General features: G+C 71.4%; 11 protein-coding genes. 7 read left to right on the top strand and 4 right to left on the bottom strand.

Features of this window, described 5'->3' with window-relative positions; genetic code table 11:
- Positions 1–366: 366 nt before the first annotated feature.
- From ACILQ5_RS21175 to ACILQ5_RS21165, 3 genes are all read right to left on the bottom strand, one after another.
- Positions 367–858, bottom strand: coding sequence for a hypothetical protein (locus tag ACILQ5_RS21175; RefSeq protein WP_395660015.1), 492 nt, complete (start codon positions 856–858; stop codon positions 367–369).
- A 318-nt stretch (positions 859–1,176) separates the two neighbouring features.
- A complete protein-coding gene (locus tag ACILQ5_RS21170; RefSeq protein ID WP_395660014.1) occupies positions 1,177–1,803 on the bottom strand; it encodes an HAD family hydrolase in 627 nt (208 codons plus the stop codon).
- The gene (locus ACILQ5_RS21165; RefSeq protein ID WP_395660013.1) at positions 1,800–3,089 is read right to left on the bottom strand and encodes a citrate synthase; all 1,290 of its coding nucleotides are present in this window, start codon (positions 3,087–3,089) and stop codon (positions 1,800–1,802) included. Before ACILQ5_RS21165 ends, ACILQ5_RS21170 begins: the two co-directional genes overlap by 4 nt.
- 308 nt (positions 3,090–3,397) lie before the next feature.
- Here ACILQ5_RS21165 and rplM point away from each other — a divergent pair, with 308 nt between their 5' ends.
- Genes rplM through ACILQ5_RS21140 form a run of 5 tightly spaced genes read left to right on the top strand, consistent with a single transcriptional unit; the run spans position 3,398 to position 7,442 of the window.
- The gene (rplM, locus tag ACILQ5_RS21160; protein ID WP_395660012.1) at positions 3,398–3,841 is read left to right on the top strand and encodes a 50S ribosomal protein L13; all 444 of its coding nucleotides are present in this window, start codon (positions 3,398–3,400) and stop codon (positions 3,839–3,841) included.
- Between the two features lie 42 nt (positions 3,842–3,883).
- The gene (gene rpsI / locus ACILQ5_RS21155; RefSeq protein ID WP_395660011.1) at positions 3,884–4,381 is read left to right on the top strand and encodes a 30S ribosomal protein S9; all 498 of its coding nucleotides are present in this window, start codon (positions 3,884–3,886) and stop codon (positions 4,379–4,381) included.
- A gap of 9 nt (positions 4,382–4,390) precedes the next feature.
- Complete coding sequence (gene glmM / locus ACILQ5_RS21150; protein WP_395660010.1) at positions 4,391–5,737, top strand: phosphoglucosamine mutase; 1,347 nt, start codon at positions 4,391–4,393, stop codon at positions 5,735–5,737.
- A gap of 2 nt (positions 5,738–5,739) precedes the next feature.
- The gene (locus tag ACILQ5_RS21145) at positions 5,740–6,645 is read left to right on the top strand and encodes an ABC transporter ATP-binding protein (protein ID WP_395660009.1); all 906 of its coding nucleotides are present in this window, start codon (positions 5,740–5,742) and stop codon (positions 6,643–6,645) included.
- Positions 6,642–7,442, top strand: a complete 801-nt coding sequence (locus ACILQ5_RS21140; RefSeq protein ID WP_395660008.1) for an ABC transporter permease — start codon at positions 6,642–6,644, stop codon at positions 7,440–7,442. Before ACILQ5_RS21145 ends, ACILQ5_RS21140 begins: the two co-directional genes overlap by 4 nt.
- 9 nt (positions 7,443–7,451) lie before the next feature.
- Here the strand turns inward: ACILQ5_RS21140 and coaA are convergent, their stop codons facing one another.
- Entirely contained in the window at positions 7,452–8,432 is a 981-nt protein-coding gene (gene coaA, locus ACILQ5_RS21135) for a type I pantothenate kinase (protein WP_395660007.1), read from the bottom strand.
- A 41-nt stretch (positions 8,433–8,473) separates the two neighbouring features.
- On the opposite strand from coaA, the gene glmS reads away from it, so the two are divergent.
- Positions 8,474–10,318, top strand: coding sequence for a glutamine--fructose-6-phosphate transaminase (isomerizing) (gene glmS / locus ACILQ5_RS21130; protein ID WP_395660006.1), 1,845 nt, complete (start codon positions 8,474–8,476; stop codon positions 10,316–10,318).
- Between the two features lie 2 nt (positions 10,319–10,320).
- Positions 10,321–10,671 carry a holo-ACP synthase gene (locus tag ACILQ5_RS21125; protein WP_395660005.1) on the top strand — a complete coding sequence of 117 codons (351 nt, stop codon included), beginning with the start codon at positions 10,321–10,323 and terminating at the stop codon, positions 10,669–10,671.
- The last annotated feature ends 435 nt before the right edge of the window (positions 10,672–11,106 follow it).

The raw sequence follows: 11,106 nt of genomic DNA, 5'->3' as shown, positions 1-11,106 counted from the left end.
GGCTTCACCGCATGTCCCGCCCGCAGCCGCAACCAGATCTCGTCGACGTCCGCCGGCGACAACCGCTGATACCTCTGACGCGCCATCGCGACCTCCTCGAGTCAAGGAAGTGTTGCGACGACCCGTTGAGACCGCCCCGAGTTGCGGATGTCGCAACGCGGCGGTGGGTGAGCCACCTTTCAGGCGTTGGGTTTGGTGGAACACTCACCGCTGCCCCGTGTCGGCGCCGACCGCCGGTGGGCTGTCCACCGATCTACTCCGCGAGAAGGTGGACAGCGCACCGCCGCCTGAGATCCGGACATGCCGCGATCCGCGGACCTGCCGGGTCGGGGCGTGACCAGCGAGCCAGCGCTGACCCAGCTCGGGCTACTCGACCCGGAGACGCACGTCGAGGCCGGCCAGCTCGGTGCCGGTCTGCCACAGGTGGTGCCCGTCGCGGGTGTAGTCGACCCACATGCCGCGGACCACGACGGTCCCGGCCCGGTGCGGGGTGATCGTCATCATGATCGCGCGGTCGTCGTACAGGGCGTCCCCGAGCCGCAGCCGCTGGTCGTCGACCGGCTCGACCGACGTGCACGCGTCGTCGATGGAGTCCGCCAGCCCGTAGGGGCTGCGGACCTCACAGATCACGAAGTCGATGTCGGCGGCCGCGGTGTTGCGCGCCAGGTTGGGGCGAACGCTGTGCACGGTGATCGTCTCGTCGTCGCCGAACGCCTCGCCCATGTTGATCGACACCGGGTGCATCCGAGTGGCCTGCTGACGTGCCCCCACGCCGTTGCCATGACCCCCGAAGGCGTCCGGTTCGGTCCACCAGAAGGCGTAGGCCGCGACCCCACCGACCAGCACAGCGGTCGCCACGACGGCCACGAACCGACGACGCGGCCACCCGCGGGTCCGACGCTCGCCCCGGGCGCCATCGGTCGAGGTCGGTGCTGGGGCCTCTCCGGCCAGGTCCGTCCGGTTGCCGACGCCGTCGGCTCCCGACCGGCCCGCGTCGCTCATCACGCCTCCCGAGGCGAGGTCGTCCTGCGGTGGAGACCTCGCGTACAGCCAAGCACACCTGGACTCGAGGACGCGTCAGCGACGGGACCCAGGACACGCCTGGGAGGCGCGGCAGCTGGTGCGACCGAGGCGCGTGGCCCGGCCCCGGGAGACCCGGCTCGGCGTCGCGTCCGGTCAGACCGGGAGGCCCCGCCGGCGGAGCTGCTCCCGCAGGTCCTCGGCGGTCGTGAACACGATGGCGTCCATGCCGAGGTCGGCGGCGGCGTCGACGTTCAGCTGCTTGTCGTCGACGAAGACCAGGCGCTCCGCGGGCAGCCCGGTGCGGTCGATGGCGGCCCGGTAGGCGGCCGGGTCAGGCTTGGCCGCGCCGACCTCGCCCGAGACGACGACGTCGTCGAGGAGGGCGAGCACCTCGAACCGCTCCGGTGCGTGCGGATAGAGCTCGGCGGACCAGTTGGTCAGCCCGACCATCGGGACGCCGGCGGCGTGCAGGTCACGGACGACGTCGGCGGTGCCGGGGACCTCTCCGAGCAGCGAGCTCGTGAAGTGCTCACGGTAGGAGAGGGCGTGCCGCTCCCAGTGCGGGTGGGTCCGCCGCACCAGGGCCTCGGCCTCCTCCCACGTCCCGCCGGAGTCCGGTCCGTGGTTCCAGGCCATGAAGTCGAAGTCGTCGGCGGCGAAGAACCGGCGCGCCTCGTCCTCGCCGACCCCCGCCGCGACCGCCGCGACGGGGTCCCAGTCGATCAGCACGTTGCCGAGGTCGAGCACGACGCCGGCCGGGCGTGCGCCCGCCCGGCTCACGCCCAGCGCTCGGACGCGGGCACGAACTCCAGGGTGCGCTCGCCGGTGTAGATCTGCTTGGGCCGGGCGATCTTCTGCTCCTTGTCCTGCACCAGCTCCGACCACTGCGCCAGCCAGCCGGGGGTGCGGCCGATGGCGAACAGGACGGTGAACATCTCCGGCGGGAACTGGAAGGCCTCGTAGATGAGGCCGGAGTAGAAGTCGACGTTCGGGTACAGCTTGCGCTGGACGAAGTACTCGTCCTCGAGCGCGATCTTCTCCAGCTCCTGGGCGATCTCGAGCAGCGGGTTGACCCCGGTGACCTCGAAGACGTCGTCGCAGGCCTTCTTGATGATCTTGGCGCGCGGGTCGTAGTTCTTGTAGACCCGGTGGCCGAAGCCCATCAGCCGCTCGTTGCCGTCCTTCACGCCCTGGATGAACGCGGGGATGTTGTCCTTGGTGCCGATCCGGCGCAGCATCCGCAGCACGGCCTCGTTGGCCCCGCCGTGGAGGGGGCCGTAGAGGGCACCGACGCCCGCCGAGACCGCGGAGTACGGGTCGACCTGCGAGGAGCCGACGGAGCGGACCGCGTTGGTCGAGCAGTTCTGCTCGTGGTCGGCGTGCAGGATGAAGAGCACGTCGAGGGCCTTGACCAGGCGCTCGTCGGCCTCGAACTTCGACTCGCTCATCTTGAAGAGCATCGAGAGGAAGTTCGCGGTGTAGCTCAGGTCGTTGTCGGGGTAGACGTACGGCTTCCCCTGGGCGTGGCGGAAGGCCCAGGCGCCCAGCGTCGGCATCTTCGCGATCATCCGGACGATCTGGATGTGCCGGTTCTCGGCGTCGCTGATGTTGCGCGCGTCCGGGTAGAAGGTCGAGAGGGCCCCCACCGACGCCATCAGCATCCCCATCGGGTGTGCGTCGTAGCGGAAGCCCTGCATGAACGACTTCACGTTCTCGTGCACGAACGTGTGGAAGGTGATCTCGTGCACCCAGGTCTCGTACTGCTCCTTGGTGGGCAGCGCGCCGTGGATGAGGAGGTAGGCCACTTCGAGGAACGTGGACTTCTCGGCCAGCTGCTCGATCGGGTAGCCGCGGTACTCCAGGATGCCCTTGTCGCCGTCGATGTAGGTGACGGAGCTGCGACAGGAAGCGGTGTTGACGAAGCCGGGGTCGTAGACGGCCAGGCCGGGCGCGTCGTCCACCGACTTGATCTTGCCCAGATCCGCGGCCTTGATGGTGCCGTCGGTGATCGGGACCTCGTACTCCTGTCCGGTGCGGTTGTCTCGGACGGTGAGGGATTCAGTCACCCGCTCAACTTAGTCGGCGGCCGGGTGTCGTGCTAACCCTGTGTCCGAGGAGCGACGCGGGGCGGTCCCGGTGCGGCCCGGCCCGCCGGGCGCCGGACCAGCGTTTTGACCTGCGGGAACGGCGGCCCGTACTCTTGTCAGTCGCGCCTCCTGCCGCGCCCCGACCCGGCCACGGGATCAGGGTGCAGACCCGGAGAACGGCCCACCTGGTGGGCCCGGAGACCGGGCAGTGTTCGTCAGAAGGCGTGGCTCCACCACCCGGGACGGCACAGGGTCGCCCGGGCCCTACGAACGAAGGAAGTTCCTCCGTGCGCACGTACAGTCCCAAGCCCGGCGACATCACGCGTGAGTGGCTCGTCATCGACGCCACCGACGTCGTCCTCGGCCGGCTCGCGGTGCAGACCGCCAACCTCCTGCGCGGCAAGCACAAGGCCATCTTCGCCCCGCACGTCGACACCGGCGACTTCGTGATCATCGTCAACGCCGAGAAGGTCGCGCTGTCGGGTGACAAGAAGACCACCAAGATGTCCTACCGCCACTCGGGCTACCCGGGCGGCCTGTCGGCCACCCCGATCGGTGAGGTCCTGGACAAGGACGCCCGCAAGGCCATCGAGAAGGCGGTCTGGGGCATGCTCCCCAAGAACAAGCTCGGCCGTCAGATGCTGAAGAAGCTGAAGGTCTACTCCGGGCCCAACCACCCGCACCAGGCCCAGAAGGCCACGCCGTACGAGATCAAGCAGATCTCCCAGTAGTCGTCCGTCTGCACGAGCACCGAGAGAAGAGACTGAGAACACATGGCTGACACCAACGAGGTCGAGGAGACCTTCGAGGCCGACGAGCAGGGCATCGCGTACAGCTCGGAGAGCGCGCCGTCCGCCGACGCCCCGCTGCGTGCCGCGACCATCGCCCCCGCGGCTGCCACCGGCCGTCGCAAGGAGGCCGTCGCCCGCGTGCGGATCGTCCCCGGCACCGGCAAGTGGACCGTCAACGGTCGCGACCTGGACTCCTACTTCCCGAACAAGCTGCACCAGCAGGTCGTGAACGAGCCGTTCGCGAACCTCCAGCTGGAGGGCCGCTTCGACGTGATCGCCCGCATCCACGGCGGCGGCATCACCGGCCAGGCCGGCGCGCTGCGCCTCGGCGTGGCCCGCTGCCTCAACGCCATCGACGTGGAGGCCAACCGGCCGTCGCTGAAGAAGGCCGGCCTGCTGACCCGTGACGCCCGCGTCATCGAGCGCAAGAAGGCCGGACTGAAGAAGGCCCGCAAGGCGCCTCAGTTCTCGAAGCGCTAGCACCCGCGCATGCCGCGCATCTTCGGCACCGACGGGGTCCGGGGCCTGGCCAACGGTCATCTGACCGCTGAGCTGGCCCTGGACCTGTCCGTCGCCGCCGCCCGTGTCCTGGCGGACCGGGGCGAGTTCGAGGGCCACCGCCCGCTCGCCGTGGTCGGCCGGGACACGCGCATCTCGGGACAGTTCCTCGAGCACGCCGTCGTCGCCGGGCTCGCCTCGGCGGGCGTCGACGTGCTCCGCCTCCGGGTGCTGCCCACCCCGGCGGTCGCCTACCTCACCCAGGCCCTGGGCGCCGACCTCGGCGTCGTCATCAGCGCCTCGCACAACCCGATGCCCGACAACGGCATCAAGTTCCTCGCCCGCGGCGGGCTCAAGCTCGACGACGCGGTCGAGCGCGAGATCGAGCAGCACCTCGACGAGCCCTGGGATCGGCCGGTCGGCGGTGACGTCGGCCGCGTCACGCCGTACGACGCCCCCGTCGAGGAGTACGTCGAGCACCTGCTCTCGACGATCGACAAGCCGCTCTCCGGGCTCAAGGTCGTCCTCGACTGCGCCCACGGCGCGGCCTACGAGGCCGGGCCGGCCGCGCTGCGCGCCGCCGGTGCCGAGGTGATCGCGATCGGCGTCGACCCCGACGGCCTCAACATCAACGACGGCTGTGGCTCGACCCACCTCGGCCCCCTGCAGGCGGCCGTGCTCGAGCACGGCGCCGACGCCGGCTTCGCCCTCGACGGCGACGCCGACCGCTGCCTCGCGGTCGACCACGAGGGGGTCGCGGTCGACGGCGACCAGATCATGGCGATCCTGGCCGTCGGCATGGCCGAGCGCGGACACCTGGCCAAGAACACCGTCGTCGCCACCGTGATGAGCAACCTCGGGTTCGTGCAGGCGATGAAGGCCTCCGGCATCGGCGTGCGCCAGACCAAGGTCGGCGACCGCTACGTGCTCGAGGCGATGCGGGTGTCGGGCTACTCCCTCGGGGGCGAGCAGTCGGGCCACGTCATCATGAGCGAGCACGCCACGACCGGCGACGGCGTCCTCACCGCCCTGCACGTCCTGGAGCGGATGGCCGTGACGGGGCAGAGCCTCCAGCAGCTCGCCGCGGTCGTCAGCCGGCTGCCTCAGGTGCTCGTCAACGTCCCGGACGTCGACAAGTCCCGCGCCGACGACGACCCGGTCGTCGCCGCCGCCGTGGCCGAGGAGGAGGCCGCCCTCGGCGACTCCGGCCGGGTCCTGCTGCGGCCCTCCGGCACCGAGAACCTGGTGCGGGTGATGGTCGAGGCGGGCACCGAGGACGAGGCCCGCGCGGTCGCCGGACGGCTCGCGGACGTGGTCGAGCGCCAGCTGGCCCTCTGACGATGACGGTGGCCGGGCCCACCCTCGCGGTCGAGGGGCTCGCGAAGTCGTTCGGCGCGGTGCGCGCCGTCGACGACCTGACCTTCGCCGTGCGCCCGGGGGCCGTCACCGGCTTCCTCGGGCCGAACGGCGCCGGGAAGACCACCACGCTGCGGATGCTGCTCGGGCTGACCCGCCCGACCGCCGGGCGCGCGCTGGTGGCCGACCGGCCGTACGCCGAGCACCCGCTGCCCGCCCGGGTGGTCGGTGCCGCCCTGGAGGCCTCGAGCTTCCACCCCGGCCGCACCGGGCTGGCCCACCTCGAGGCGTACGCACCGCAGGTCGGCGTGTCGCGGGCGCGCTGCCACGACCTCATCGAGTTCGTCGGCCTCGCCGGCGCCGCGGACCGCCGGGTCGGCGGCTACTCGACTGGCATGCGCCAGCGGCTCGCGCTCGCGACCGCGCTCCTCGGCGACCCGCCCGCGATCGTCCTCGACGAGCCCACCAACGGGCTCGACCCGGAGGGCGTCGTCTGGCTGCGCCGGCTGCTGCGCGCCTACGCCGACGAGGGCCGCACCGTGCTGGTGTCGAGCCACGTGCTCGGCGAGGTGCAGCACACCGTCGACGACGTCGTGATCATCGCCCGCGGCCGGCTCGTGCACGCGTCGTCCCTCAGCGACCTCGCCGGCCTCGCCGCCCCCGAGACCTACCTCGAGGGCCCGGACCCCGCCGCGGCCGAGCGGCTCTGCTCCACCGGCGGCTGGGACGCCCGGCCGTCCGGACGCGGCCTGCTGGTGGCCGCCCCCGCGGCCGAGGTGGGCGCGGCCGCCTTCCGCGCCGGCGTCGAGCTGCACCAGCTGGCGAGCCGGGGCGGCGACCTCGAGGACGTCTTCCTGCGGCTCACCGCCGACCCGGAGGGAGCGCGATGAGGGCCGCCCTGGTCACGGAGTACCGCAAGCTCGTCACCACGCGGATGTGGTGGGTGCTGCTGCTCGCGCTCGCGGCGTACCTGGCCTTCATCGGCGCCGTGCTCGGCTTCTCCGTGGTCTTCGCGGGCACCGACCAGGGGACCGTCACGCTGGAGGGCGTCGACGCGGCCACGGCGATCTACAGCCTCACGAACGGCGTGGGCTACGTGTTCCCCCTGGTCATCGGCAGCCTGGCGATGACCACGGAGTTCCGGCACCGGACGATCACCCAGTCGCTGCTCGTGGAGCCTCGCCGCGGCGTGTTCCTCGGCGCCAAGCTGCTCGCGACGGTGCCGGTCGGCCTGCTCTACGGCGTCGTCGCGACCGTGGCGGTCGTCGCGGCGAGCGCGCCGTTCCTGGCGATCTGGGGCGACGGCGCCTTCCTCACCGACGGCAGCGTCGTCGAGGTGCTGGTGCTCGGCGTCGTCGTGACCGCGCTGTGGGCGGTCATCGGCGTCGCCTTCGGCAGCGTCGTGACCAACCAGGTCGCCGCGGTCGTGGGGATCCTCGCGTTCACCCAGCTCGTCGAGCCGGTGGCGCGGCTCGCCCTCGGTGCCTTCGGCGGGACCGACCAGATCGCCAGGTTCCTCCCCGGCGCCGCGGCCGACGGCATCATCGGGGCGAGCTACCTGACGTCGTACGGCGCCGGTGGTGCCGACCTGCTCCCGCGCTGGGCGGCGCTGCTGGTGCTGCTCGCGTACGCCGGCGGGCTGGCGCTCGTCGGCCGCTACACGACGCTGCGCCGCGACGTGGGCTGAGGGCCCCGCTCAGAGCTTGCGCAGCCGCACGTAGCGGACCGAGTGGTCGCGGTCCTTGCGCAGCACCAGCGTCGCGCGGGACCGGGTCGGCAGCACGTTCTGCGTCAGGTTCGGCCCGTTGATCGTGTCCCAGATCCGCTCCGCCTCGGCGACGGCCTCCTCGCGGGACAGCGCGCCGTACTTGGAGAAGTAGGAGTCGGGGTCGCGGAACGCGGTCTCGCGCAGCCGCAGGAACCGCTGGATGTACCAGTCGCGGATGTGGCCGGTGCCGGCGTCGACGTACACGGAGAAGTCGAAGAAGTCGCTCAGGGTCAGGCCGGTGCGGCCGTCCTCGCGCACCCGGGCCGGCTGGAGCACGTTGAGGCCCTCGATGATGACGATGTCGGGCCGCTTGACGACGACCTTCTCCTCGGGGAGCACGTCGTAGGTGAGGTGGGAGTAGACCGGCGCCTCGACCTCGTCGCGGCCGGACTTGATGTCCACCACGAAGCGCAGCAGCGCGCGCCGGTCGTAGGACTCGGGGAAGCCCTTGCGCTGGAGCAGCCCTCGGCGCTCGAGCTCGGCGTTCGGGTAGAGGAAGCCGTCGGTGGTCACCAGCGCGACGTTGGGGTGCTCGGGCCAGTGCGCGAGCATCTGCTGGAGCACCCGCGCGGTCGTGGACTTGCCGACCGCCACCGATCCCGCCAGCCCGATCACGAACGGCGTGCGGTGCGGCTGGATCTGGTGGAGGAAGGCCTCCTGGGCGCGGTAGAGCGTGCCCGCGGACCCGACGTACAGGCTCAGCAGCCGCGACAGCGGCAGGTAGATCTGCTGCACCTCGTCGAGGTCGAGCTGGTCGCCGAGACCTCGCAACCGTCGGATCTCCTCGGCGCTGAGCGGGTTCTCGACCTCGTGCGCGAGCGCCGCCCACGCTGAGCGGTCCAGCTCCAGGTACGGCGAGGACTCCTTGGCGTCGTCGGAGGTGTGGTGCACCTCGCCGTGCGAAGACATGGGCGCAAGTGTCGCAGGCACCCGTCGTTACAGTGACGCCCATGTGCGGCATCGTGGGTTACGTGGGTCACAGAGGTGCCCAGGAGGTGGTCGTCGAGGGCCTGCGCAGGCTCGAGTACCGGGGGTACGACTCGGCGGGGATCGCCCTGGTCACCGACGACGCGCTGGCGACCGAGAAGCGGGCGGGCAAGCTCGCGAACCTGGAGAAGGCGATCGTCGACGACGCCCTCCCCGCGGCCTCGGTCGGCATCGGCCACACCCGCTGGGCGACCCACGGTGCCCCCAACGACGTCAACGCGCACCCGCACACCGGGGAGGCGCGGCGCGTCGCGCTCGTGCACAACGGGATCATCGAGAACTTCGCCGAGCTGCGGGCCGAGCTCGAGGCGGGCGGCCACCAGCTGCTGTCCGAGACCGACACCGAGGTGACCGCCCAGCTGCTCGAGCTCGAGGTGCTCGCCGGTGCGGACCTGACGTCGGCGATGCTGGTGCTGGTCCGCCGCCTCGAGGGCGCGTTCACGCTCGTCGCCGTCGACGCGGAGGACCCCTCCCGCGTGGTCGCCGCACGCCGGAACTCCCCGCTGGTCGTCGGTCTCGGCGACGGCGAGACCTTCCTCGGCTCCGACGTGGCGGCCTTCATCGAGCACACCCGCGAGGCGCTCGAGCTCGGCCAGGACCAGGTCGTGACGATCACCCGCGACGGCGTCGAGGTGGCGAACTTCGACGGGACGCCGTCCACCGGTCGGCACTACCACGTCGACTGGGACCTCTCGGCCGCGGAGAAGGACGGCCACGACTGGTTCATGCGCAAGGAGATCTACGAGCAGCCGCGGGCCGTCGCGGACTCGTTGCTCGGCCGGCACACGACCACCGGCCAGCTCCAGCTCGACGAGATGCGGCTCTCCGACCAGGAGCTGCGCGACGTCGACAAGATCATCATCATCGCCTGCGGCACGTCGTTCTACGCGGGCATGGTCGCGAAGTACGCGATCGAGCACTGGTGCCGGATCCCGGTGGAGGTCGAGCTCGCGTCGGAGTTCCGCTACCGCGACCCGATCCTCGACTACTCCACGCTGGTCGTCGCGATCAGCCAGTCGGGGGAGACCGCCGACACCCTCCAGGCGATCCGGCACGCGCGGACGCAGCGCTCGAAGGTGCTGGCGATCTGCAACACGAACGGCTCGACGATCCCGCGCGAGTCCGACGCCGTCATCTACACGCACGCCGGCCCGGAGATCGGGGTCGCCTCCACCAAGGGCTTCCTGACCCAGCTGGTCGCCTGCTACCTGCTGGCCCTCTACCTCGCGCAGGTCAAGGGGACCCGCTACGGCGACGAGATCGCCCAGGTCATGCACCAGCTCGAGGCGATGCCCGACCGCATCCAGCAGGTGCTCGACGACGACGAGGCCGTCTACGCGCTGGCCCGCGAGCACGTGGAGACCCGGTCGGTGCTGTTCCTCGGCCGGCACGCCGGCTACCCCGTCGCGCTCGAGGGAGCGCTCAAGCTCAAGGAGCTCGCCTACCTGCACGCCGAGGGCTTCGCAGCCGGCGAGCTCAAGCACGGGCCGATCGCCCTCGTGGAGCCGGGGCTGCCGGTCCTCTGCGTCGTGCCGCCGGCCGGCCGGGACCAGCTCCGCGACAAGATGGTGAGCGGGATCCAGGAGGTCCGGGCGCGCGGGGCGCGCACGATCTGCCTGGTCGAGGAGGGCGACGACGCGATCACGCCGTACGCCGACGTGGTCATCCGGCTCCCGAAGGTCCCGGTGCTGCTGCAGCCGCTGGTGGCCGTCGTACCGCTCCAGCTGTTCGCCTGCGAGCTCGCGACGGTGATGGGCCACGACGTGGACCAGCCGCGCAACCTGGCGAAGTCCGTCACGGTGGAGTGACCGTGATCATCGGGGTGGGCATCGACGTGGTCGACGTCGCGCGGTTCGGCGAGTCGCTGGAGCGCACCCCGGGGCTCACGCCGCGGCTGTTCACGCCGTCCGAGGCGGAGCGGCCGCTCGCCTCGCTGGCCGCGCGGTTCGCCGCCAAGGAGGCGCTCGCGAAGGCGCTCGGCGCGCCCTCGGGCCTGCACTGGCACGACGCCGAGATCGTCTCGGAAACGACCGGCCGACCCGTCTTCGCCCTCCGCGGCTCGGTCGCCGCCCTCGCCGACTCCCTCGGCGTCGCCTCGGTCCACGTCTCGCTCTCCCACGACGCCGGCATCGCCTCGGCGATGGTGGTGCTGGAGGGGTAGTCGCGGGCTGGTGGTGCTGCAGGTTCACCATGGGACCCGGGCGAACCGGCACTCCCCACGGCGGGCAGGGCAGGGGAAGTGCAGGTTCGCCTGCAGACCATGGTGAACCTGAGTCGGGCCGGGCCGGGCCTGAGGCGGAGCAGGGCCGCTGTGCGTGCTGGTTCACCACGGGACCCGGTCGAACCGGCACTCCCCACGGCGGGCAGGGCAGGGGAAGTGCAGGTTCGCCTGCAGACCATGGTGAACCTGAGTCGGGCCGGGCCCGGCCTGAGCCGGGCCGGAGCCGGGCCGACCCCGCTAGCTGTACTGATCGGGCACGTTGGTCGAGATCGTGTGACGACACGATCTGAATGAGCTTGGAAGGCGAAGACCTCCGGGCGTGGAGTGGAGCTGTCTAAGAACCGGCTCCGCCACCTGGAGGTCTTCGTGTCCCAC

This window comes from Nocardioides sp. (assembly GCF_044226305.1).
GTDB lineage: Bacteria > Actinomycetota > Actinomycetes > Propionibacteriales > Nocardioidaceae > Nocardioides.
The sequence above is the reverse complement of the archived record's forward strand: the minus strand, read 5'-3'. Positions and strand labels throughout refer to the sequence as shown.

Coding starts and splice junctions, on each gene's coding strand:
- rpsI (WP_395660011.1), top strand. CDS start 3,884: ATGGCTGACACCAACGAGGTCGAGGAGACCTTCGAGGCCGACGAGCAG.
- glmM (WP_395660010.1), top strand. CDS start 4,391: ATGCCGCGCATCTTCGGCACCGACGGGGTCCGGGGCCTGGCCAACGGT.
- ACILQ5_RS21145 (WP_395660009.1), top strand. CDS start 5,740: ATGACGGTGGCCGGGCCCACCCTCGCGGTCGAGGGGCTCGCGAAGTCG.
- ACILQ5_RS21140 (WP_395660008.1), top strand. CDS start 6,642: ATGAGGGCCGCCCTGGTCACGGAGTACCGCAAGCTCGTCACCACGCGG.
- coaA (WP_395660007.1), bottom strand. CDS start 8,432: ATGTCTTCGCACGGCGAGGTGCACCACACCTCCGACGACGCCAAGGAG.
- glmS (WP_395660006.1), top strand. CDS start 8,474: ATGTGCGGCATCGTGGGTTACGTGGGTCACAGAGGTGCCCAGGAGGTG.